The 23,300-nt window shown below is 63.1% G+C and carries 22 protein-coding genes; 10 read left to right on the top strand and 12 right to left on the bottom strand.

What is annotated here, in order from left to right; translation table 11 throughout:
• Positions 1-60 precede the first annotated feature (60 nt).
• Complete coding sequence (locus AC1RLZ_RS14385; RefSeq protein WP_493189139.1) at positions 61-279, top strand: hypothetical protein; 219 nt, start codon at positions 61-63, stop codon at positions 277-279.
• Between the two features lie 38 nt (positions 280-317).
• On the opposite strand, the gene AC1RLZ_RS14390 is transcribed toward AC1RLZ_RS14385, so the two are convergent.
• The 3 genes from AC1RLZ_RS14390 to gltX form a co-directional block, all read right to left on the bottom strand.
• Entirely contained in the window at positions 318-1,247 is a 930-nt protein-coding gene (locus tag AC1RLZ_RS14390; protein WP_493189140.1) for a LysR substrate-binding domain-containing protein, read from the bottom strand.
• Positions 1,248-1,513: 266 nt separating this feature from the next.
• Positions 1,514-2,818 (bottom strand): citrate synthase, encoded by a 1,305-nt coding sequence (gltA, locus tag AC1RLZ_RS14395; protein WP_371422712.1) that lies wholly within the window; start codon positions 2,816-2,818, stop codon positions 1,514-1,516.
• 154 nt (positions 2,819-2,972) lie between these two features.
• Positions 2,973-4,397 (bottom strand): glutamate--tRNA ligase, encoded by a 1,425-nt coding sequence (gene gltX / locus AC1RLZ_RS14400; RefSeq protein WP_493189141.1) that lies wholly within the window; start codon positions 4,395-4,397, stop codon positions 2,973-2,975.
• Positions 4,398-4,597: 200 nt separating this feature from the next.
• Between gltX and AC1RLZ_RS14405 the strand changes: the two genes are divergently transcribed.
• The gene (locus tag AC1RLZ_RS14405) at positions 4,598-6,268 is read left to right on the top strand and encodes a glutamine--tRNA ligase/YqeY domain fusion protein (RefSeq protein WP_493189142.1); all 1,671 of its coding nucleotides are present in this window, start codon (positions 4,598-4,600) and stop codon (positions 6,266-6,268) included.
• Between the two features lie 218 nt (positions 6,269-6,486).
• Positions 6,487-8,769 (top strand): ComEC/Rec2 family competence protein, encoded by a 2,283-nt coding sequence (locus AC1RLZ_RS14410; RefSeq protein ID WP_493189349.1) that lies wholly within the window; start codon positions 6,487-6,489, stop codon positions 8,767-8,769.
• A gap of 18 nt (positions 8,770-8,787) precedes the next feature.
• Here AC1RLZ_RS14410 and lexA read toward each other — a convergent pair whose 3' ends face one another.
• The 4 genes from lexA to AC1RLZ_RS14430 form a co-directional block, all read right to left on the bottom strand.
• A complete protein-coding gene (gene lexA, locus AC1RLZ_RS14415; RefSeq protein ID WP_493189143.1) occupies positions 8,788-9,504 on the bottom strand; it encodes a transcriptional repressor LexA in 717 nt (238 codons plus the stop codon).
• A gap of 299 nt (positions 9,505-9,803) precedes the next feature.
• Positions 9,804-10,373: a GNAT family N-acetyltransferase gene (locus AC1RLZ_RS14420; RefSeq protein ID WP_493189144.1), complete on the bottom strand. Its 570-nt coding sequence runs from the start codon at positions 10,371-10,373 to the stop codon at positions 9,804-9,806.
• A gap of 21 nt (positions 10,374-10,394) precedes the next feature.
• The gene (locus tag AC1RLZ_RS14425) at positions 10,395-12,752 is read right to left on the bottom strand and encodes an Orn/Lys/Arg family decarboxylase (RefSeq protein ID WP_493189145.1); all 2,358 of its coding nucleotides are present in this window, start codon (positions 12,750-12,752) and stop codon (positions 10,395-10,397) included.
• 159 nt (positions 12,753-12,911) lie between these two features.
• A complete protein-coding gene (locus AC1RLZ_RS14430) occupies positions 12,912-14,120 on the bottom strand; it encodes a molybdopterin molybdotransferase MoeA (protein ID WP_493189146.1) in 1,209 nt (402 codons plus the stop codon).
• A gap of 108 nt (positions 14,121-14,228) precedes the next feature.
• Between AC1RLZ_RS14430 and AC1RLZ_RS14435 the strand changes: the two genes are divergently transcribed.
• Genes AC1RLZ_RS14435 through AC1RLZ_RS14445 form a run of 3 tightly spaced genes read left to right on the top strand, consistent with a single transcriptional unit; the run spans position 14,229 to position 15,488 of the window.
• Positions 14,229-14,519 carry a hypothetical protein gene (locus tag AC1RLZ_RS14435; RefSeq protein WP_493189147.1) on the top strand — a complete coding sequence of 97 codons (291 nt, stop codon included), beginning with the start codon at positions 14,229-14,231 and terminating at the stop codon, positions 14,517-14,519.
• Between the two features lie 57 nt (positions 14,520-14,576).
• Positions 14,577-14,759 carry a CbtB domain-containing protein gene (locus AC1RLZ_RS14440; RefSeq protein ID WP_493189148.1) on the top strand — a complete coding sequence of 61 codons (183 nt, stop codon included), beginning with the start codon at positions 14,577-14,579 and terminating at the stop codon, positions 14,757-14,759.
• A 3-nt stretch (positions 14,760-14,762) separates the two neighbouring features.
• Positions 14,763-15,488: a CbtA family protein gene (locus AC1RLZ_RS14445; protein WP_493189149.1), complete on the top strand. Its 726-nt coding sequence runs from the start codon at positions 14,763-14,765 to the stop codon at positions 15,486-15,488.
• Here AC1RLZ_RS14445 and AC1RLZ_RS14450 read toward each other — a convergent pair.
• The gene (locus tag AC1RLZ_RS14450) at positions 15,485-16,111 is read right to left on the bottom strand and encodes an HAD-IA family hydrolase (RefSeq protein WP_493189150.1); all 627 of its coding nucleotides are present in this window, start codon (positions 16,109-16,111) and stop codon (positions 15,485-15,487) included. The genes AC1RLZ_RS14445 and AC1RLZ_RS14450 overlap by 4 nt on opposite strands.
• Before the next feature lie 245 nt (positions 16,112-16,356).
• On the bottom strand, positions 16,357-16,905 hold the full coding sequence (locus AC1RLZ_RS14455) for a MarR family winged helix-turn-helix transcriptional regulator (RefSeq protein WP_493189151.1): 549 nt from the start codon (positions 16,903-16,905) through the stop codon (positions 16,357-16,359).
• A 176-nt stretch (positions 16,906-17,081) separates the two neighbouring features.
• On the opposite strand from AC1RLZ_RS14455, the gene AC1RLZ_RS14460 reads away from it, so the two are divergent.
• The 4 genes from AC1RLZ_RS14460 (at position 17,082) to AC1RLZ_RS14475 (ending at position 20,888) form a co-directional block, all read left to right on the top strand.
• Positions 17,082-18,287 carry a cytochrome P450 gene (locus tag AC1RLZ_RS14460; RefSeq protein WP_493189350.1) on the top strand — a complete coding sequence of 402 codons (1,206 nt, stop codon included), beginning with the start codon at positions 17,082-17,084 and terminating at the stop codon, positions 18,285-18,287.
• A gap of 7 nt (positions 18,288-18,294) precedes the next feature.
• The gene (locus tag AC1RLZ_RS14465) at positions 18,295-18,618 is read left to right on the top strand and encodes a 2Fe-2S iron-sulfur cluster-binding protein (protein ID WP_493189152.1); all 324 of its coding nucleotides are present in this window, start codon (positions 18,295-18,297) and stop codon (positions 18,616-18,618) included.
• 67 nt (positions 18,619-18,685) lie between these two features.
• Entirely contained in the window at positions 18,686-19,900 is a 1,215-nt protein-coding gene (locus tag AC1RLZ_RS14470) for an ABC transporter substrate-binding protein (protein ID WP_493189153.1), read from the top strand.
• Positions 19,901-20,441: 541 nt separating this feature from the next.
• Positions 20,442-20,888 carry a hypothetical protein gene (locus AC1RLZ_RS14475; protein ID WP_493189154.1) on the top strand — a complete coding sequence of 149 codons (447 nt, stop codon included), beginning with the start codon at positions 20,442-20,444 and terminating at the stop codon, positions 20,886-20,888.
• A 21-nt stretch (positions 20,889-20,909) separates the two neighbouring features.
• Here AC1RLZ_RS14475 and moaC read toward each other — a convergent pair whose 3' ends face one another.
• The 3 genes from moaC to trpD are packed head-to-tail and all read right to left on the bottom strand — an operon-like array spanning position 20,910 to position 23,267.
• Positions 20,910-21,431 (bottom strand): cyclic pyranopterin monophosphate synthase MoaC, encoded by a 522-nt coding sequence (gene moaC / locus AC1RLZ_RS14480; protein ID WP_493189155.1) that lies wholly within the window; start codon positions 21,429-21,431, stop codon positions 20,910-20,912.
• A 2-nt stretch (positions 21,432-21,433) separates the two neighbouring features.
• Positions 21,434-22,240 (bottom strand): indole-3-glycerol phosphate synthase TrpC, encoded by an 807-nt coding sequence (gene trpC, locus AC1RLZ_RS14485; RefSeq protein ID WP_493189156.1) that lies wholly within the window; start codon positions 22,238-22,240, stop codon positions 21,434-21,436.
• Positions 22,241-22,247: 7 nt separating this feature from the next.
• On the bottom strand, positions 22,248-23,267 hold the full coding sequence (gene trpD, locus AC1RLZ_RS14490) for an anthranilate phosphoribosyltransferase (RefSeq protein WP_371422696.1): 1,020 nt from the start codon (positions 23,265-23,267) through the stop codon (positions 22,248-22,250).
• Positions 23,268-23,300 lie beyond the last annotated feature (33 nt).

A 23,300-nucleotide genomic window follows, 5' to 3' on the forward strand; every position in this document is an offset into this window, starting at 1 on the left:
CGAACCTCGCACTTCGCTGGCTTCATCCACCTCGCCGCAGCAATGATCTGGAACCAATGAATGTCGATCGGCCCTAGTGTGGATAAGAGCTGGTCCGGCACCGCCTCCGCGGTGCTTAACTCGGCACGGCAGGCGGGAGGCGCGCTCGGCGTGGCCGTGTTCGGTGCGCTGATTGCGGGCGGCAACGAACACATCGTCTCAGGCTTGCATAGCGCCGCTATGCTTTCCGCGGCCCTGCTGACGGCCGCCGCCGCCATCGCCTGGACCGGCATCCGCTGAACGCGCCACGGAAATTTCCCTGATCGAAAATCGGTCGATCACGATGCCGGCAATTCCACGCCCAGGCGGCGGAATTGACGCCCCGTGTCCATGCCGGCATGGGCCAGCGAATGGATATTCACCGTATCGCCCGCGAAATACGCCCGCGCCACTTCGCAGAAGCCGGTGATATCAGCGCTCGAGGCCCCTGGCTTTCTGGAGACGGAAATCTGAATCTTGCCCAAGGGCGGCAGACCCTGTGCGGGGCTGATGATCCTGATCCACGGATCAACGACGGACAGCGGCAGAATTGACACGGCAACGCCCGCCTTGACGAGCGCAATGACCCCCGCGAGATGACTGCTGGCGCAGACGACCTCATGATCGATCTTGGCATCGAGTAGGCTCTGGATCGCCGCAGCCCGGTCGAGGCAGCCGTCCCCGAAAAGGGCAAGCGGCAACGGGCGCATCTGGTGAACGCTGGAGTGCTGCGCGCTCACCCATACCAGCGGTTCGACATACAGCATTTCGCCGGGCACTGAGTCCGGGCGCGCCTGTGTGATCGCCATGTCGATTGTTCCTTCCGCGAGGCGACGCCATATCGCAGGGCTGTAGTCGCACACCAACTCGGTCCCCACATGGCCGAATGTGTCGTTGTAGCCTTTGAGGATGCGGGCGAGATGATGATGCGCGTAGACATCGGAGGTGCCGATGGTGAGCTTTTTCCTGCTGCCCTTTACCACCAGCCTGCCAACGGTCTCATCGTTCAGATCGAGCAACTTGACCGCCATAGGGTATAGCGTTTCCCCCAATGTAGTCAGTTCGAAGCCGCGCCTGGTCCTGCGGAACAGGGGAGCACCGACCTGTAGTTCGAGCTTCTGGATCTGCTGGCTGATGGCCGATTGCACCCGGTGCAGGCGCTGGGCCGCCTTTGATGCGCTCTTGAGGTCGGCAACCGCGATGAATGAGCGCAACAGTGTGAGGTCCAACGTGGCTGGCATGGCGGTTACCGCTTGCAGGTCTGTCCCAGTACAGTCACGCGCAGTGGAGATGCTCTGTCGAAACTGCGAGATCCGATGATACCGGTAAATTGGGCGGATAGCGTGGTCAGGCCTTTCAAAGTGAGGCGGCCGCTCAGCATATCTGCATTGAATGCAATGCCGGAATTGCAATCACGATCTTTTGGCGGGCGGAATAAAAAACGGCGGATCTTGCGATCCGCCGTTTTGGTTTTCGGACTCTGCGAAGCGAGGCCTTAGCTGCGCTTGGCGATGTCCACATAGTCGCGGCGGGCTGCGCCGGTATAGAGCTGGCGCGGACGACCAATCTTCTGCTGCGGATCGCCGATCATTTCGCTCCACTGGCTGATCCAGCCAACGGTGCGCGCAACCGCGAACAGCACGGTGAACATCGAGGTCGGGAAGCCCATCGCCTTCAGCGTGATGCCCGAATAGAAGTCGACGTTCGGGTACAGCTTGCGGTCGATGAAATACTGGTCCGACAGCGCGATCTTCTCGAGCTCCATCGCAACGGCGAGCATCTCGTCGCCGCCGTGGCCGGTTTCCTTGAGAACCTCGTGGCAGGTCTGCTGCATGATCTTCGCGCGCGGATCGTAGTTCTTGTACACGCGGTGACCGAAGCCCATCAGACGGACGCTGGAATTCTTGTCCTTCACCTTGGCGATGAAGTCAGGAATCTTGTCGACGGTGCCGATCTCGGCCAGCATCTGCAGCGCAGCTTCGTTAGCGCCGCCATGCGCGGGACCCCACAGGCAGGCGATGCCGGCGGCGATACAGGCGAACGGATTGGCGCCGGATGAGCCGGCAATACGAACCGTCGAGGTCGAGGCGTTCTGCTCGTGGTCGGCGTGAAGCGTGAAGATCTTGTCCAACGCCCTGGTGAGCACCGGATTGACCTTGTAATCCTCGCACGGCACGGCGAAGCACATCTTCATGAAGTTCGCCGCGAAGTCGAGCGAGTTGGTCGGATACACGAAAGGCTGACCGATCGTGTACTTGTAGGCCATCGCGGCGAGCGTCGGGATCTTGGCGATCATGCGGATCGACGCGATATCGCGCTGCTTCGGATCGTTGATATCGGTTGAGTCGTGGTAGAACGCGGCGAGGGCGCCGACCGATGCGACCATCACGGCCATGGGATGCGCGTCGCGGCGGAAGCCCTGGAAGAAGCGGCTCATCTGGTCGTGAACCATCGTGTGGTTGGTGACCAGCGCGTCGAACTCTGTCTTCTGCTTCTTGGTCGGGAGTTCCCCGTACAGCAGCAGGTAGCAGGTCTCGAGGAAGTCACCCTTCTCCGCGAGCTGCTCGATGGGGTAGCCGCGGTATTCGAGGATACCGGCATCGCCATCGATATAGGTGATTTTGGACTGGCAGCTGCCCGTCGAGGTGAAGCCCGGATCGTAGGTGAACATCCCGGACTGGGCGTAGAGCTTGCCGATGTCGATGACATCAGGGCCGACGGTCCCGCTGTGGATCGGCAGGTCGAAGCTCTTGCCGTCGACTGTCAGCGTTGCGGATTTGGTATTGGTTTTTGCGTCCATCGCGTGGTCCCCGATGAGATCGTTGAGGGGCCGGCAAACCACCGACATTTCAGGAGAAATGGGGAGGCTAGCCGGGAATTCCAGAGCATTCGCCAGAATGCGTAGCGTATTGCTGTGTGCGCTGCAAGGCGGGCAAAAGCGGCCTACAGCTATGCTAAATAGATGCCTGATCGGCCAGCCGGTCCAGACATTCCTGCCGCCCCAATACTGCCAGAACGTCGAAGATTCCGGGCGAGGTGGTCTTGCCGGTCAGCGCGACGCGCAGCGGCTGTGCGGCTCCGCCGAGCTTGATGCCTTCGGCCTCGGCAAAGGCGCGTGTCGCCGCCTCGGTATTCGCAGCGGTCCAATCCGTAACGCTCTCCAGCGCCGTGCGCAGTTTGCCGATCAACACCCGGGTTTCCGGCGTCAAGGCGGCCTGCGCCTTCGGCTCCATCGCCAGCGGGCGATCGGCAAAGATGAAGTTGGCGCCGTCGATCAGTTCGATCAACGTCTTGGCGCGTTCCTTCAGGCCCGGCATGGCGCGCAGCAATTGGGCGCGGGTGGTGTCGTTGAGCTTCGGCTTCAGGTCTAGGCCGCCGGGGACGTAATTCAGTACGTCCTCGAACATGGTCACGAGGGATTGATCGTCGGTGTGACGGATGTAGTGACCGTTGAGATTTTCGAGCTTGGCGAAATCGAAACGCGCGGCGGAACGGCCGATCCCCGACAGGTCGAACGCGTCGATCATCTCCTGGGTCGAGAAGATTTCCTGATCGCCATGGCTCCAGCCGAGCCGTACCAGGTAATTCCGCAGGGCGGCCGGGACATAGCCCAGCGCGCGATAGGCTTCGACGCCAAGCGCGCCGTGGCGCTTCGACAGTTTCGAGCCATCCGGTCCGTGGATCAGGGGAATGTGCGACATGCTGGGGACGGTCCAGCCGAGCGCGTCGTAGATCTGCTTCTGGCGGGCGGCGTTGATCAGATGGTCGTCACCGCGGATGACATGGGTCACGCCCATGTCATGGTCGTCGACCACCACGGCCAGCATGTAGGTCGGGTTGCCGTCGCCGCGCAGCAGCACGAGATCGTCGAGGTTCTCGTTCTGCCAGACCACGCGGCCCTGTACCTGATCCTCGATCACGGTCTCGCCAGTGAGCGGCGCCTTTAGGCGAATTGTCGGCTTGATATCGGGGCGCGGATCGGAGGGATCGCGATCACGCCATAGCCCGTTATAGAGCTTGGACTTGCCCTCGGCGCGGGCCGTCTCGCGCATCTGCTGCAGCTCCTCGGCACTGGCATAGCAATAATAGGCCTTGCCCTCGGCGAGCAATTGCTCGGCGACCTCGCGGTGCCGGCCGGCACGGGCGAACTGGAAGACCGTGTCGCCATCCCAGTCAATGCCCAGCCACTTCAACCCGTCGATAATGGCGTCGATCGCGGCATCCGTGGAGCGCTCGCGGTCAGTATCCTCGATCCGCAGCAGCATCTTGCCGCCGGTCTTCTTGGCATAGAGCCAGTTGAACAGCGCGGTGCGTCCGCCGCCGATATGGAGGAAGCCGGTCGGCGAGGGAGCGAAACGGGTAACGACGGGAGTGGTCATAGCAAAGGGTTCGATCAATTCGGGGGTGACTGTTGGCGGGCGTTTATCACAACGACAGGGCGCTGTCTCACGGCGAATAAATGCGGATTTTGGGCCGGAACCGGATCGGAAAATGCCCTTTCGCGGGATCCGGCGCCTGATCCGGCCCTTGGCGCGGCCTTCCGGATTTGGCACATAGGGCGCAGCTTGAAAGGCAGCAAATGACAGACGAATCGGTATCCGACGCAGGCCGTGACTTCATCCGCGACATCGTTGCGGCGGACCTGCAATCCGGCAAGCACAAGAGCGTGGTGACGCGCTTTCCGCCGGAGCCCAACGGCTACCTGCATCTCGGCCATGCCAAGTCGATCTGCCTGAATTTCGGCGTTGCCGAGGAATTCGGCGGCCACTGCAACCTGCGTTTCGACGACACCAATCCGACCAAGGAAGAGCAGGAATATATCGACGCGATCCAGCGCGATGTGCGCTGGCTTGGTTTCGACTGGGGCGAGGGCAACCTGCATTTCGCCTCGGACTATTTCGAGCAGCTTTATGCCTGGGCGCAGGACCTGATCCGCGCCGGCAAGGCCTATGTGGACGATCAGTCGCAGGAGGAAATCCGCGTCAAACGGGGCACGCTGACCGAGCCCGGTCAGAACAGCCCGTTCCGGGATCGCAGCGTCGAGGAAAACCTCGACCTGTTCACCCGCATGCGCGCAGGCGAATTTCCGAACGGCGCACGTGTGCTGCGCGCCAAGATCGACATGTCGTCGGGCAACATCAATCTGCGCGATCCCGTGATCTACCGCATCCTGCATGCGCATCATCCGCGCACCGGCACGGCATGGAGCATCTATCCGTCCTACGACTTCGCGCATGGCCAGTCTGACGCCATCGAGCATGTGACGCATTCGATCTGCACGCTGGAATTCGAGGACCACCGTCCGTTGTACGACTGGTGCCTGGAAAACCTGCCGGTGCCGTCGCGCCCGCACCAGTACGAATTCGCGCGCCTCAACATGACCTACACGCTGCTGTCGAAGCGCGTGCTGACCGAACTCGTGCGCGGCGGCCATGTCACCGGCTGGGATGATCCGCGCATGCCGACGCTGGCCGGCTTGCAGCGCCGCGGCATTCCGGCCGAAGCGGTGCGTGAATTCATCAAGCGTATCGGCGTCGCCAAGGCCAACTCGACCGTCGATATCTCGATGTTCGATTTCGCCGTGCGCGAGACGCTGAACCGCACGGCGCAGCGCCGCATGGCTGTGCTGAAGCCGCTGAAGGTGGTGATCGAGAACTATCCCGAGGGACAGGTCGAGCAGCTCGAAGCGGTCAATCATCCCGATGATGAAGCGCTGGGCACGCGGCAGATCCCGTTCGGCCGCGAACTCTACATCGAGCATGACGACTTCATGGAAGAGCCGCCGAAGAAATTCTTCCGCATGGCACCGGGCCGCGAGGTCCGTTTGCGCTACGGCTATTTCATCACCTGCAAGAGCGTCATCAAGAACGATGCTGGCGAGGTGGTCGAACTGCGCTGCACCTATGATCCGGAAACCCGGGGCGGTAATGCGCCGGACGGCCGCAAGGTCAAGGCGACGATCCATTGGGTGAGCGCCGCGGATGCCGTGCCGGCGGAAGTGCGTGTCTATAACCAGCTGTTTGCCGATCCGCAGCCCAATGCGGCCGAGTTCGCATCGCAGATCAATCCGGAGTCGCTGGAGACACTCAGCGGCGCCATGCTTGAGCCGGCGCTGGCGAGTGACAATACGAGCGACGTCGTGCAGTTCGAGCGTCAGGGCTACTTCTGCCGTGACAAGGATTCAGCGCCGGGCAAGCTCGTTTTCAACCGCACCGTCGGTCTGCGCGACAGCTACGCCAAGCTCGCCTGAGCTCAGGTGTCGGATGGGTAAAGCACCGGGGCGCTTGCGCCGGTGCGAAACCCATCACGGTCATGTTTGGTGTTGATGGGTTTCGCGAAGACGCTCTACCCATCCTACGGCCCTCGGCAGCCCCAGGGATTAGTTTTCGGATTCTGCATCCGTTCCGCTAGTCGCCGGCAGCCCTTCCGATAGCATTCGGGAGGGCGAGCGTGGCGTGCGGGCGTTCGATGGCGCGGGGCGGGGATCAGCAACAGCGGCGGGGCCGATCCGGTACGGCGACCACATGGCCGCCGCCGGCCACGGCAGGCACTGCTCTTCCGTCAGCGTCGTCGTCAACTTTGCGCTTCGAGAAGCTCCGGACATGGGTGCAGGCCGAAGCCGGTCCCGGTCGTTTGCTGCCCTGGGTGCCGATCGCTTTCGGCACCGGTATCGCGCTGTATTTTGCCGCCGAGCGCGAACCGGTGGCCTGGGTTGCCGCCGCGACAGCGAGCCTTCTTTGCTTGGCCGCGTTTCTGCTGCGGCGACAACGATGGTTTCCACCGATCATGCTTGTTGCAGCCATCGCAGCCGGCTTTGCGGTGGCCGCCGTGAAGACCTCGCGCGTGGGGCATGAGGTTCTGGCGAAGCCGCTCTATTCCGTCGCGTTGACCGGCTTTGTGGAAACCCATGAAGAGCGGGAGCGCACGGATCGCTTCGTGCTGCGCGTCGCGACGATGGACAGCCCGCGCGCCGCACCAAAGCTGACGCGTGTCCGGCTCTCGGTGAAGAAAGGGACGGCGCCTGCCGTCGGTCGTTTCGTCGAATTGAAGGCAAGGCTGCAGCCGCCGCTGTCGCCGCTCCGGCTGGGCAGCTACGACTTCGGACGCGATCTGTATTTTCAAGGGATCGGCGCGTCCGGTTTTGTGACGGGCGGCATCAAGGCCGTCGATCCGCCGATACAGCCGAGTGTGACGCTACGCTATTCGGCGACCATGCAGGGGCTGCGCGACGCCATCGACGCACGAATCCGTACCGCGCTTACAGGCGACAACCGCGCTATTGCGACAGCGCTGCTCACGGGGCGCCGCGATGCAATTTCCACCGACGTCAACGACGCGATGTTCATCTCCGGCCTCGGTCACGTACTTTCGATCTCCGGCTATCACATGGCCGTCGTCGCCGGCGTGGTGTTCTTCGCGATACGCGCGCTGCTGGCGCTGATCCCCGTGCTGACGGTGACATTCCCGATCAAGAAGGTCGCGGCAGCGGCGGCGCTGTTCGCAGCGCTGTTCTATCTGCTGCTGTCCGGCGGCGAGGTCGCGACGCAACGTTCGTTCTTCATGACGGCCGTGGTGCTGATCGCCGTCATGGTCGATCGCCGCGCGGTGACGTTCCGCACGCTGGCGGTAGCCGCGATGATCGTACTGATCGTGGCGCCCGAAGCGTTGATTCATCCGAGTTTCCAGATGTCATTCGCCGCGACGCTGGGGCTGGTCGCATTGGTGCAGATTGGCATGCCCGCGCTGTTTGCCTCGCCCGATCATTCCGCGACAGCGCGCGTGGCGCTATGGGGTGGACGCGAGATTGCAATGCTCGTGCTGGCCTCGCTGGTGGCAGGCCTCGCCACGACGCCCTATGCCGCGTTTCACTTTCATCGCGTCACGCCTTACGGCGTCCTCGCCAATCTGCTGGCGATGCCGGTGGTCTCCGCGCTTGTGATGCCTGCCGGCATTCTCGGGCTCGTGGCCATGCCGTTCGGCTTTGACGGCGTGTTCTGGGGGATGATGGATCTCGGCATCCAGTGGATGATCGTGGTCGCGCAATGGGTCGCCGCGTTGCCCGGGGCCATCGGCCGGATGCCGGCCTTCGGGACCGGACCACTGATATTAGCCAGTATCGGCATCATCGTCCTCGGACTGCTGCGCACGCCGTTGCGCTTCGTGGGGGCTGGCGTGCTGGCGCTCTCGATTGTCTGGGCGTTGCTAGTCAAGCAGCCGGATGTGCTGATCTCGGGTGACGGTCACAGCGTCGCGGTACGGGGCAGGGACGGGCTTCTGCGCGTGATGCGCAGCGCCAAGGATACGTTTCTGCTGAAAGAGTGGCTCGCCGGCGATGCAGATGCGCGTCTGCCGACGGATGGCTCTCTCAGCCATGGCGTGTCCTGCGACCGCGACGGATGCATCACGCCGCTCGCTGATGGTGCTTTGGTGGCACTGGTGCTGCAGCCGGGGGCATTCACAGATGACTGCGAGAAAGCGGCGCTCATCATCACGACGAAACAACCGCCAAAGGATTGCCGTGCGTTGGTGATCGATCAGGATCGCCTGCAACGAAATGGTGCGATGAGTGTGCAGCGAACGGCGAACGGCTTTGCTATCGACGCTGTGCGGCCGCGCGGCCTGGATCGCCCGTGGTCGCGTGCCATTCCCGATGAGCCATCACCCGACACGCCACAGACGGGGCGTCCGCGGCAAAGCCGGCCGCTCGATGCGACGCCGGCGGAAACTGATCTTCAACCCGAAGATCAGTAGCCCGCCGATGCGACATCCTCAGTAGCGCCGGTACAGGCCGATCAGCTTGCCCTGAATGCGGACCCGGTTGGGTGGCAGGATGCGGACTTCATAGGCGTCGTTGGCCGGCTCCAGCGCGATCGACGCGCCGCGGCGACGGAAGCGCTTCAGCGTGGCTTCCTCGTCGTCAATCAGGGCCACCACGATGTCGCCGGTGTCGGCGCTCTCGTTGCGCTGGATCAGCACGGTATCGCCGTCCAGAATGCCGGCGTCCTGCATGGAATCGCCGCGCACTTCGAGCGCGTAATGTTCGCCGGAGCCAAGCATGTCCGCGGGCATGCTGATGGTGTGACTGCGGGTCTGCAGGGCCTCGATCGGCGTACCTGCCGCGATCCGGCCCATCACCGGGATGGCGACAGTCCGACCGTTATCATCATCGCCGCTACCGATGCTGGCGGCCGGACGCACCCTGCCGAGCGTGCCTTCGATGACACTGGGTGTGAAGCCGCGGCGGCCGGTACCGCCAGTAACCGGCGCGCCGAGCTCTGGCAACTTGATGACTTCGATGGCGCGGGCGCGGTTCGGCAGCCGGCGGATGAAGCCGCGTTCTTCCAGCGCCGTGATCAGACGGTGAATGCCGGACTTGGAGCGCAGGTCGAGCGCATCCTTCATTTCGTCGAAGGAGGGCGGGACGCCGGCTTCCTTCAGCCGTTGATCGATGAATCGCAGGAGTTCGTATTGTTTGCGCGTGAGCATCTGAAGCCATCCTCAGTTGACGGTGTCGGCCGCCGCGTGCGTTTCAAAGGGCCTTCGAACGGTGAGCCTCCATCCAGAGGCGATCATTCGAAGATCGGTTGCGCGAGTTCGGGCACTCTCAAACTACTCAAAGCCACAGAATCTCGAAACAAATCATGAACGAACACTATATGTTCCATATGTGTTCCGCAATGCTTAATTTGCCGTCAACGGAAAGCGCGTTGAGCGCGGCTGAGGGCTGTTCCTGGCCGGTCGTCGATCTCTTGCCGGATACCGAAAACCTCCTGCCGTAGCTTGCGCTATGCGGACGTCACGCGCCCGACGGGCGGCGGCGGAGTCGTGGAGCCGGTGGCCAGCGAGCGCTGAACCATAATCGTGTCGGCCCAGCGGCCGGAGCGATAGGCGACACCGGGTAGCAGGCCCACGCGGGCAAAGCCGAAGCTCTCATGAAGGCCTAGCGAGGCCGTGTTGTCGGCATCGATATAGCCGATGATCTGCCGGAAGCCGGCCGCCGCGCAGACGTCGATGAGTTCGCGCATCAACAGTCGGCCGATGCCCTGGCCGACGTGTCCGTGGTGGATATAGATCGAATGCTTGACCGTGTAGCGATAGGCCGGTCGTTTGCGGAACAGCACCACATAGGCGTAGCCCACGACCTCGCCGCCTTGCGTGGCGACGAGATGCGGGAACCGTTTGCTGCGCAGGTTCTTGCGCCGGTCCCTGAGATCGTCGGGCTGCGGCGTGTCGGAGTCGCTGACGCCTTCCTCGACGCCTTGCCGGATGTGCCGGCGATAGATCGCCAGCATGGCATCGACGTCGGTGTCGCGTGATGGTCGAATGACGACCGGCTGTTCGAGTTCCGTTGGCAAATCAGGCTCCTTACGTGCTCCCTATTCGGAGACCACGTAAGTGTAAAGCCGGATCCGGCCATTGGCGTCGACCTTGCGGTAGATGCCCTGAATTTCGACGTCGAAGCCCGGGAAGGTGTTGAAGCAGGTCTCGAACATCCGGAGATAGTCGATCATCGGCTTTGAGCGGTCGGTGAGCCGTTCGCCGGGGACGATCGTCGCGATGCCGGGCGGATAGACAACGAATGGCGTCGTCGCGACGCGCCCGAATATTTCGTCGATCGGGAGGTAATCGACGTCGTTGCGTACCAGACAGCGCGCGGCATCGTGAGGTGACATGGCGATCTCCGGCAGATGGTCAGCGGAGAATTGCTTGGTCTGGAGTTCGCTCACATTGGCCTCGCGGAAGAACCGGTGCATGTCGCCGCACAGATCCCGTAGACGTATGCCCGCATAACGCGCGGGCCTGCGCCGGGCGAATTCCGGGATGACGTCTTCAAGCAGCGCGTTGTCGTCATGAAATTTCTTGAAGGCGACAAGGCCCGATATCAGCGTGCCGGCCTTGCTGGCTTCCACACCGGGTGTCAGCAGGAAGAGCAGCGAGTTGAGGTCGTTCTTCTCGGGGACGATACGGTTCTCGCGCAGGAACTGAGCGACCACCGGAGCAGGGATACCGTGATCGGCATAGGCGCCGGTGGTGCGATCGAAGCCCGGCGTCAGCACCGTCAGCTTGTTCGGATCGGTCATGGCGAAACCAGCGACCATGCCGGGGAAGCCATGCCAGGCGGCGTCAGGTGCGAGCTGCCAGTAGGACGGATTGGTGGCCAGCTGGTCGGTGCCGATGCTTTCCCAGGGCACATTGTGAACAGCGCCTTCGCTGGCTGCGTCGGGAATGGCGACGCGCTCGGGCACGAAGGGTTCGAAAAACCAGCGGCGCTCGGCGCGGGTTTCCTTCTCCTCGAACTCGCGGCGCACCGCGCGCATCTTCTTGCGCAGTTCGATGCCAAGGCGGATCGTGTCGTCCCACAACACTTCGCCGGAGCGGCCCTTCATCATCTGCGCGCCGACATCCAATGATGCGAACAGCGGATAGAATGGTGAGGTCGAGGCGTGCTGCATGAAGCTTTCGTTGAAGCGCCGATGCTCGACGCGGCGCTTCTGCCCGCGGATATGCCGATCCTTCATGTGGATCTGCGACGCCTGCGAAAAGCTGGCGAGCTGCTTGTGGGTCGACTGCGTGGCAATGATGCCTGGCGAATCGGGGCCGAGCTCCTTGAGCCCCATGGCGAAGCGGCCAGCATAGAGCGGGTGGAATTTCATGAAGCCGGCCCAGGCTTCGTCGAACAGGATGTAATCGCAGAGATGGCCGATGCGCGCGATGATCATCTCGGCGCTGTAGATGGTGCCGTCATAGGTGCACTGTTCCACGACCGCGACACGGAAAGGGCGCGGGCGTTTCCACGCCTCGGGATCGGTGACGAGCGGATTGGTGCGGATGCGCTCGCGCAGCGCGGCCTCATCGGTGGCGTCCCAGTCCATCGGGCCGATCAGGCCCCATGGATTGCGCGACGTCGGCACATAGATCGGCACACCGCCCGAAATCATCAACGCGCCGTGCAAGGCCGCCTTGTGGTTGTTGCGATCGAACAGCACCAGATCGCCATCGGTTACCAAAGCCGACAGCGCGACCTTGTTGGAGGTCGAGGTGCCGTTGAGCACGAAATAGGTCTTCTCCGCGCCAAAAATCTGCGCGGCTTCCTTCTGCGCCTGCAGCGCAGGACCCTCATGAGTCAGCAGGTCGCCGAGATCGAGCACGGAATTGTCGAGGTCATCGCGAAATACCGCTTCGCCGAGATGTTCCATGAACACGCGCCCGATCGGGCTGCGGCTGTAGAACACGCCGCCATTGTGCCCCGGACAGGTCCAGAGCTGGTTGCCTTCCTCGGCATAATCCACCAGCGCGCCGAAGAACGGCGTCTTCAGCGTCTCGGCATATTGCTTGAGGCGGCTGATCAGGTTCTTGGCGATGAACGGTGGCGTTTCTTCGGAGAGGAACACATAGCCGTCGATGAAATCGAGCACCTCGACCGGGACGTCCTCGAACCGTTTGCGGCGGATCAGCAGGATGATGGGAAAGTCCAGGCCGCGTTTGCGCATCAGGTTGATCAGTGCCGCGGTCTTGCCTTCGAGGCCCTTCTTGCCCCAGTCGACTACCATGCAGCCAATCGCCGCGTCGGTCTGGACTGCGATCGTGGCGTCTTCAAGCTTGCGCGCCTTGACGACCTCGAAGCCGGAGCGCTCGATCTCATCGACGATCTGATTGAGGCGAATGCCCTCGAGATCGTCGGCGTCGAATGTTGGCATCGCAAACAGGAAATTGAAGCGTTTGAAATAGTCCATTTGTCCACCGATCTTGTTTCGCTGCGATCTCTCGCTGCGTTACGTGACAATTCAGTGACTGAAACCGCGTTGAGGTATCTCAGTCAGGAAAAAGCTTTTGGGAATATGCCGTGAGCAGGAGTTTCGACGGCGGCGGCGTTCTGTGAGGTGTTTTGTCAGCTAGATTGGCAGACGAATGATCGCACAGGAATCGCCGGCAACCGCGGCCGGTGCGAATGGCTTGCGGATCAGAAGTCCTTCGGCAACAGCCAGATTTCCCAGCAGCGATGAGTCCTGTTTCATCACCGGCGTCGCCACCACGGTGCCGTCCGCGCGCGTTTCCAAACGCGTGCGCAGATAATCTTCGCGCTGGTCGTTGGCGGCGAGGTCCCGTCCGAGCACCGCCGGTTCGAGCGCGTGAGCGATTTCGTTTCGGCCGGATAGCGCGCGCAGCAGCGGCACCATGAACAGGAAACCGCAGACATAGGACGAGACGGGATTGCCAGGCAGGCCGATGACGCGCATTCCCTGGCGGCGCCCGTGCATCATCGGCTTGCCGGGGCGCATGGCGATGCGCCAGAACGCCATCTCGACGCCGGCATTGATCAGGGATTGCTGCACGAGGTCGTGGTCGCCGACCGACGCGCCGCCGGTGGTGATCAGCACGTCGGCCCTCAGATCGATCGCGCGCTGAATGGCTGCCGTGGTCGCCTCCAGCGTATCCACGGCGATGCCTAGATCGACCACCTCGGCGCCTTCGGCACGGGCCAGCGCACGCAGCGCGAAGCCATTGGAGAGCACGATCTGGCCGGGGCCGGGGACCGCGCCGGGCATCACCAGTTCGTCGCCGGTGGCAAGCACGGCAACGACCGGCCGTCGCCGCACGGGCAATGACGGATGGTTCATGCCCGCGGCAAGCGCAAGGTCGCGATCGGTGAGGCGGGTGCCGGCGCGCAGCAGCACGTCACCTTCGTTGAAATCGACGCCGGCCGGGCGGATATGCTTGCCGGAGATGGCGGCCTCGTTGATCTCGACGACGTCGCCATCGCGCGCGGTGTCTTCCTGGATTACGACGGCGTCGGCACCAGCGGGCAAGACGCCGCCGGTGAAAATTCGCAGGGCTTCGCCGGTCTGCAGCGGGCGGTCGAACGGCTTGCCCGCGGCGATCTCTCCGATGACCCGGAGCTTGGCGCCCAGTATCGCATCGGCAGCGCGCACAGCATAACCGTCCATCGCTGACATCGGCTCTGGCGGCTGCGTTCGCAGCGAAGCGATGTCGCGGGCGAGCACGCGGTGGAACGCGTCTTCCAGCGGCACCATCTCCTCAGGCAGCGCATCGGCGCCCGCGAGAATCGCGGCCATGGCATCGGTAACCGGCATCAGGGCCATCGCGGGGATCTCCGGCAGTGTGGGCGCCCGTCATAGCGGAGAGCGGGAGCGGACGCAAAACCACGGTAGCTTTGGCAAGGCCGGGAAACACGATAGACATCGGCGATCATGACCGACAACCACGCTGAAACCGACGATGAAGCGCCTGTCTGGCGGGCAGATGTCGATGCGCTGGCATTCCGGCCGCCCGGCCATCGCGGGCTGTGTATGGTGCACCGTCATGCGTTCCGGACGCTGCTCCGGCGCTACCCGTCGCCGGAGGAATGCGCAGCCTATTTCCGCGACCACAGAGGGGTGTTCCAGGCGGCGGCCGGCGCCAAGCTCGTGCGTGCCTCGGTGGAGGCTGATGCGAATTTCCATCTGACCAGCCGCGATCTGGCCCGCGCGATGCAAAATTAGCGGTCGCGCCGCCGGTACAACTCGGCTAAATTGACCTTCTATTTCGCGAGGATTCCGATGCAACAGACCCAGACCGCCCAGATCTCCGCCGTCGCCACCGACGTCAATGTCGTCGTGCAGGCCGTTCTGGCCATGGCGCTCGGTCTGTTCATCGTCGGCGTGGTCGGGTTCTCGCATATCAGCGCCGTCCACAATGCGGCCCATGACACGCGCCACGCCAACGCGTTCCCCTGCCACTGAGATATGTCCGTCTTCAGGTCGATCGTTTTCTCGGCAGCGCTGGCTGGCGTGATCACTGGCGCTGCCGTCACCGGCGCACAGATGGTCGGGACCATTCCGCTGATCCAGAAAAGCGAAGTCTATGAGCGCAAGGCGGAAGCTCCGGCTGTTGTTGCGCCGACGGCTTCTGCGCAGCCCGCCCATACGCACGATCACGGTTCGGCCGCCCATAGCCATGAGGCCGAATGGGAGCCCGCTGAGGGCTTTCAGCGCAATGCCTTCACCACCGGCGCCAATATCCTGACTGCCATCGGTTTCGCATTGCTGCTGGCCGGAATCTTCGCGCTGCGTGGCCGTGCGGTCGAATGGCGCGAAGGACTGTTCTGGGGCCTCGGTGGCTTTATCGTGTTCACCATGGCGCCCGGACTTGGCCTGCCGCCGGAGCTTCCGGGCATGCCCGTCGCCGACCTGACGCTGCGCCAGACCTGGTGGATCGGCACCGCCTGCGCCACCGCCGCGGGGCTTGGCCTGCTGGTGTTCCGCAAGGCGTCATGGGCTGCCATTCTCGGCCTCGGCCTGATCGTGCTGCCGCATCTGATCGGGGCGCCGCAGGCACCTGCGGGCCACACCGATGTCCCGGAAGCCCTGTCGCACAGTTTCGCGGTTGCGGCGACGCTGACCAGCCTGCTGTTCTGGGCACTGCTCGGCGTGCTCACCAGCATCGCCTTCCAGCGCATCTCGCGGGCTTAAAGCCCGAGTGCCGTCAGCGCCTCGGCGACGGAAGTCGGCGAGGTGACGTGGACGGCCTGCAATCCGCAAGCGCGGGCAGCGTCGATATTATCGGCAAGATCATCGAAGAACACGATGCGGCCGGCGGGGATGCCGATTTGCGCGATGACGTGCTCATAGGATTCTGAGTCGGGCTTGCGAAGCCCGATTGAGGACGACAGAAACACCGTTTGGAAGTGGCCGAGCAGATCGGCATGGTGTTCCGAGAAATGTGTGACATGCGCGACATTGGTGTTTGAGAACGCGTAGAGCGGCCAGCGCTTCGCGGCACGCGCGAGGAGTTCGGCGATGCCCGGCATCTCCCCGACGAAGATCGCGTTCCAGCCTTCGAGAAATTGTGCCGGCGTCAGATCGATACCGAGTGTGTCGTGCAGATGCGCAAAGAATACGTCGTCGGAAATCTCGCCGCGCTCGTGTCGCATATAGACGTCGCCGCGTGCAAACCGACTCACGATGTCGTCCGGCGCACAATGCGCATAGTCCGACCAGACCTTCAGCACGCGCGTGAAATCGATGTCCAGCACGACGCGACCGAGGTCGAACAGCAGGGCGTCGGCGGAATTTGGCGTAAGCGGCATCGTCATCTGTCTCTTTTGGGTCAACGATTGAACATGCTGCAGCGCAGGTTAGCGGATGGTGGCAGAAAATCCTTGCCCCTCGTGACAAACCGTCCCGATAATTTTTGTTGCCGAGGCAACTAATTCATGAGAGCCTTTCCAGAGAGGGCGCGTAAGAGAGCAGTCAACTGCCGCGCCCCGCAGGGAGAGGAACGATGGTGGACCGCTTGTGCGGGACAGCGCCTGATGCTGCGTGCGCGATCCGTCCCGGCTTAACCGGTCACAGCGCCGAGATTGCTGTGAATGCGTCGCAGCAGGTCGACGAGCACTTCGCGTTCGCTTTCCTCCAGACAGGACAGCAGCTTTCGCTCGCGTTCCAGCGCGGTCACGATGACGGCGTCATGGGTCGTGCGCCCCTTCGTGGTCAGCGTAATCGAATGGGTCCGCGCGTCGTCCGGGTCGGCGTTGATGGCGACCAGGCCGCGCTCTTCCAGCATGGCCAGCGTGCGGCTGACAGGCCCCTTGTCGAAACCGATGACGTGGCAGATGCGCGAGGCGGGAATGCCGGGCTCGATCGCCAGCAGCGACATGATGCGCCACTCGGTGACATTCACGCCAAACCGCTTCTGATAGAGGACGGTCGCGTTGCGCGAGAGCTTGTTCGCAATGAAGGTGATGAAGGCCGGCACATAGCGCTCGAGATCGAGCAGTTGCCCGCCTTTGGAAGCGGGCGCTCTCGCGGCGACAGTCCTGACATTGGCCTTTGTCGCTTTCGCCTTGGCGGGCTTTCGAGCCGATTTGCCCGATCCAGTCTTGCTCATGCGCCACGATCCTGCCTGCCTGCGTGATGCCGTCGAAATCGGCGAGATCACGTGGTCCTGAGGAATAGAGATACGCAGCCGCAATTGCCAACAAGAAAATACGGGAGGTTTACATGGTTGCCACGGTTACGACGGCGCCGCCCCACACCACGCAGGTGCTGTCTTTTGGCAGCCCGATGCCGAACGGCGCGGGACCCCAGCCTGTCGTCCATCTCGACGTCGATCCCTTCGCCATGGACTTCTTCGCCGATCCGCATCCCACCCACGAGGTGCTGCGTGAGGCGGGACCGGTGGTGTATCTCGACAAATGGAACGTCTATGCGGTCGCCCGCTATGCCGAAGTTCATGCGGTGCTGAACGATCCCGCGACGTTCTGCTCGAGCCGCGGCGTGGGTCTCAGCGATTTCGCCAAGGAGAAGCCGTGGCGGCCGCCGAGCCTCATTCTCGAAGCCGACCCGCCGGCGCATACGCGTACGCGCGCGGTTCTCAACAAGGTGTTGTCGCCGGCAGTGATGAAGCAGTTGCGGGCCGGGTTTGCCGCGGCGGCTGATGCAAAGGTCGATGAGCTCCTGGAGCGGGGCAGTTTCGACGCCATCGCGGATCTCGCCGAAGCCTATCCTTTGTCGGTGTTTCCCGATGCGGTGGGCCTGCAGCAGGAGGGCCGCGAAAACCTGCTGCCCTATGCAGGTCTCGTCTTCAATGCCTTCGGCCCACCGAACAAATTGCGTCAGGACGCCATCGAACGCTCGGCACCGCATCAGGCCTATGTGCAGTCGCAATGCCAGCGCGAGAATCTCGCGCCCGGCGGCTTCGGCGCCTGCATCCATGCGCGGGTCGACACTGGCGACATCACCGCGGACGAGGCGCCACTGCTGGTGCGCTCATTGCTGTCGGCAGGACTGGACACGACGGTGAACGGTATCGGTGCCGCGGTCTATTGCCTGGCGCGCTACCCGCAGGAATTCGCGCGGTTGCGCAGCGACCTGTCGCTGGCGCGCAACGCCTTCGAGGAAGCGGTGCGTTACGAAAGCCCCGTGCAGACCTTCTTCCGCACCACGACGCGCGACGTCGAGATCAGCGGCTGCCGCGTCGGTGAGGGCGAGAAGGTGCTGATGTTCCTGGCCGCAGCCAACCGCGATCCGCGCCGCTGGGCCGATCCCGAACGGTACGACATCACCCGCAAGACATCGGGCCATGTCGGCTTCGGCTCCGGGATCCATATGTGCGTGGGGCAACTCGTGGCCCGGCTCGAGGGCGAGGTGATGCTGTCCGCACTGGCGCGCAAGGTCGCAGCCATCGAGATCATCGGCGAGGTCAAGCGCCGTTACAACAACACGCTGCGCGGACTGGAAAGCCTGCCGGTTAGCTTCACGCCTGCCTGAGGATTCCATGCCGAGCATTACGTTCATTCATCACGACGACCGCGCCGAGACAGTCAGTGCCAATGACGGCGACAGCGCCATGTATACGGCGCTGCTGCATGGCATCGACGGCATCACGGGGGAATGCGGCGGCGGCGCGGTCTGCGCCACCTGCCATGTCTATGTCGACGACAGCTGGCTGGGCAAGGTTGGCGCAGTCGGTGCCGACGAGGATGAGTTGCTGGAAGGTGTCGCCAGCGAGCGGCTGCCGAACAGCCGGCTGTCGTGCCAGATCAGGATCACCGAGGCGCTCGACGGCCTCGTGCTCCGGCTGCCGGAGCGACAGGTGTAACTCGCAAGCAAGACCGCGACCGGCAACGTCCGGACCCGCGTAACAAAGTCAGAGGGGGAAGACGACAATGAAGGGCTTGAAGACAGTTCTGGCGGCTGCGGCATCCTGCGTGATGGCGACGGCGGTGCAGGCGCAGGTGTCCGACGATGTGGTGCGGGTCGGTGTGCTCAACGATATTTCCGGCGTGTTCCAGGACACCAACGGAATGGGCTCGGTGGAAGCCGCGCGCATGGCTGCCGAGGATTTCAACGGCGGCGGCAAGAACATCAAGGTCGAGATCGTCTATGCCGACCATCAGAACAAGGCCGATGTCGGTTCCGCCATCGCGCGCAAATGGCTCGATGTCGAGAAGGTCGATGCCATCGTCGACGTGCCGAATTCGTCGGTCGGTCTCGCCATCAACAATATTGCCCGCAACACCAGGATGACGTTCCTGGCATCGTCGACAGCGACCTCGGACCTTACCGGCAAGGACTGCTCGCCGAACACCATCCAGTGGGTCAACGACGCATGGGCCACAGGCAACACCACGGCGGCAGCGATGATGCAGCGGGGCGGTGACGACTGGTACTTCCTCACGGTGAACTACGCGCTGGGGCAGGGCATCGAGGCCGAAGCCACCAATTACATCACGAAGAATGGCGGCAAGGTGCTGGGGTCGTCGAAGCACCCGCTCGGCACCTCCGATTTCGCCTCGCTCTTGCTGCAGGCGCAGAGCTCTAAGGCCAAGGTGATCGGCCTCGCCAATGCCGGCGCCGATGCCATCAATGCGGTGAAACAGGCCAGCGAGTTCGGCATGCAGGACGGCCCGCAGAAACTGGTCGCGTTCCTGATCTTCATCAACGATGTTCACGGCATGGGCCTGAAGACCGCGCAGGGCCTGTTGCTGACGGAATCCTTCTACTGGGACATGGATGACGACACCCGCGCTTTTGGCAAACGCTTTGCGGCGCGGCCGGGCATGAACGGCAAGATGCCGAGCGCCAATCAGGCGGGCGTCTATGCCTCCACGCTGGCCTATCTCAATGCCGTGGCCGCCAAGGGCAGCGACGATGCCAGTGTTGTCGTACCGCAGATGAAGACCTTCAAGGGCAAGGACAGACTGTTCGGCGAGGTCACCATCCGTGCCGATGGCCGCGTCATCCACCCGATCTATCTGTTCGAGATCAAGAAGCCGGCGGAGTCGAAAGGACCGTATGACTATTACAAGCTGCTCTCGACCATCCCGGCCGAAAAGGCGTTCCGGCCGATGGCCGAAGGCGGCTGCCCGATGATCAAGTAGCCAATTGCGCACCGATGCCGGCAACGCGTGTTGTGTCCGGCCGCAGCGGAGCCGGCCACGTCTCGTGCGTAAACATCGCGATGACACCGATCGCTGAATCCGCCCCTATTGAGGTTACCGCAAAACTTACAATGCGCGCGCGTAACTATGTAGCGCGCATTCACACCAGGCCTCGTCCGGCTTGGTAATGCAGATCCCGCCACGAGAGCCAGCCTGGATGTCTCATCCGTCCGGGTTGGTCGCTTGATGTGGCCCGGGACCGCCGCCAAACACCCCCCATGTCGCGCGCGGTCCCGGTTATTGTTCGTAAACAAGATCGACGATGGCGCAGGATCGCGATTTCGCAGCGATGATGCGCTCTGGAACTTCATGAGAAGTTGCGCGTCCTGCTCGCCGCGAAGATCGCCGCGCAGCGGCGGCGGCTCGATGAGAGCGGCTGCGCGATGTCGAACAGTTTCGGTGTCCCTGGCGATCATCGGGAATTATTTGCGGCAACCGGGGTTCTGAGGATGGGGGCCCACACCTGCGACAGGAGTGTGCCATGCTCAGGAAAATGTTGATCGGACTTGCCACAATTGCGGCCATCGGCATGACGTCCGTGCCGATGGATGCTTCCGCGCGCGGCGGCGGGGGCGGCCATGGCGGTGGTGGTTTCCACGGTGGTGGTGGTTTTCACGGAGGTGGTGGTTTTCACGGAGGTGGCTTCCATGGCGGCGGTATGGCCATGGGCGGCCTGCGCGGCGGCGGGTTCGGTGCAACTCGTTTCGCCGCCATGCCCGGTGGAGCACATTTCGCCGGAGTGTCCAATCGAGGCTTCAACCACTTCGGTCACCACAATCGCCACTTCCGGAATTTCGCGCCGTTTGCGATCGGATTCGGTTCGTCCTACGCCTATATGGGCTATCCGTATTACGACAACTGCTATGACGTTGTACGGGTACGGACTTATCACGGTTGGCGATGGCGGCGCGTGTATGTCTGCGGCTGACGCCGGGCGACCGCGGGGTATTCAATTCGCGGCGTTGTCCGTCACCAGATAGTGCCCGGACTTGCCCCCCTTTTTCTCGACGAGGTGGATGCCCTCGATGCGGACACCGCGCTCCACGGCCTTGATCATGTCGTAGATCGTCAGGCACGCGATCGACACCGCAGTGAGCGCTTCCATCTCGACGCCGGTCGGGCCACTGACCTTGACGGCGGCACGGACGCGGCAGCCCGGCAGTTTCTTGTCGGGCGTGATGTCCAGGGTGACTTTCGACAGCGCCAGCGGATGGCACAGCGGGATCAGGTCCGATGTGCGCTTTGCCGCCATGATGCCGGCGATACGCGCCGTGCCGAGCACATCGCCCTTCTTGGCATTGCCGGAGACGATCATGTCGAGCGTCGCCTTGCTCATGATCACCAGACCTTCGGCCACCGCGATGCGTTCGGTCGCCGGTTTCTCTGACACATCGACCATGCGGGCTTCGCCCGAGGAATCGATGTGGGTGAGGGCGGGGGCCTGCTTCGAGTTCTTCGTCTTGCCGGCCATGATCAATGCGTTCCGTTCGCGCGCTTGAGCAGCGTTTGCGTTGCCGCCGTCACATCCGCCTGCCGCATCAGGCTCTCCCCGACCAGGAAGGTGGAGATGCCGACGCGCTCGAGGCGCGCAAGATCGTCCGGCGTGAAGATGCCGCTTTCGCCGACCTTCAGACGATCCCGGGGGATCATCGGCGCGAGCGTTTCGCTGGCGGTCAGCGTGGTCTCGAAGGTGCGCAGGTTGCGGTTGTTGATGCCGATCATCGGCGAGCGCAGATTCAGTGCCCGCTCCAGCTCCGGCTGGTCATGGATTTCGATCAGCACGTCCATGCCGTGGTCGATGGCGGCGTCCTCGATATCACGCGCCTGCGCATCGTCGAGTGCGGCCATGATGATCAGGATGCAATCGGCACCGTGGGCACGCGCCTCGACCACCTGATAGGTGTCGAACATGAAGTCCTTGCGCAGTACCGGCAGTTTGGTCGCGGCGCGCGCCGCGACCATGAAGTCGAGATGGCCTTCGAACGACGGCGTATCGGTCAGGACCGAGAGACATGCGGCGCCGCCGGCCTCATAGGCCTTGGCCAGCGTCGGTGGGTCGAAGTCTTCGCGAATGAGCCCCTTGGACGGCGAGGCCTTCTTGATTTCGGCGATCAGCGCGAACTCGTTCTTGTCGAGCTTCCTGTGGATCGCGGTCATGAAGCCGCGCGGCGCCGACGCAGCCCTGGCCAGCGCTTCGACGGAAGCGATGGGATGGGCGCGTTTCGCCGCCGCGATTTCTTCGCGCTTGTAGGCTTCGATCTTGGTCAGGATGTCGGACATCGTTGTCTCACACCTTGGCGTTGGAGACGGCGACCAATCGCTTCAGCTTCTCCAGCGCCGCGCCGCTGTCGAGCGACTTCTGACCGAGTGCCACGCCTTCCTTCATGTCCTTGACCTTGCCCGCCACGATCAATGCCGCGGCTGCATTGAGGAGCGCCACGTCACGGAAGGCACTCGGCTTGCCGTCGAGCACGGCCTGCAGTGAGGCGGCGTTTTCCTGCGCGTCGCCGCCCTTCAGGGAATCCGGACCGGTGCGCGGCAGACCAGCGTCCTCGGGCGAAATCTCGAAGCTGCGGATATTGCCGTTTTCCAGCGCCGCCACGAAGGTCGGGCCGGTGAGGGTGATCTCATCGAGGCCGTCGGAGCCGTGCACCACCCAGGCGGATTCCGAACCGAGGTTCTTCAACACCTGTGCGAGCGGCAGCACCCACTGCCGCGAGAACACGCCGACCATTTGCCGCGTGACGCCGGCGGGATTGGACAGCGGCCCAAGCAGATTGAAAATCGTGCGGGTAGCGAGCTCGACGCGGGTCGGGCCAACATTCTTCATGGCCGGATGATGCGCCGGCGCAAACATGAAGCCGATGCCGGTTTCCATCAGGCAGCGGCTGACATCCTCGGGGGTGAGGTCGATCTTGACGCCAAGGGCCGCCAACACGTCTGCGGCACCAGAGCGCGATGACAGCGCGCGATTACCGTGCTTGGCAACTGGCACGCCGCAGCCGGCGACGATGAAGGAGGCGCAGGTCGAGACGTTGACGGAGCCGGAGCCATCGCCGCCGGTGCCGACGACATCGACAGCGCCGGCCGGTGCGTCGACCCGCAGCATCTTGCCGCGCATCACCTCGACCGCGCCGGTGATCTCGTCCACGGTCTCGCCGCGCACGCGCAGTGCCATCAGCAGGCCGCCCATCTGCGACGGGGTGGCTTCGCCCGACATCATGCTGTCAAAGGCCGCCGAGGCTTCCTCACGCGAGAGGGAGGCGCCGGTCGCGACCTTGGCGATGATTGCCCTGAGATTGTCCATCGAATGCTTTCAGAGTGATGCAATGAGGCCTTG

The organism is Tardiphaga sp. GW822-FHT04G09, from assembly GCF_058800725.1.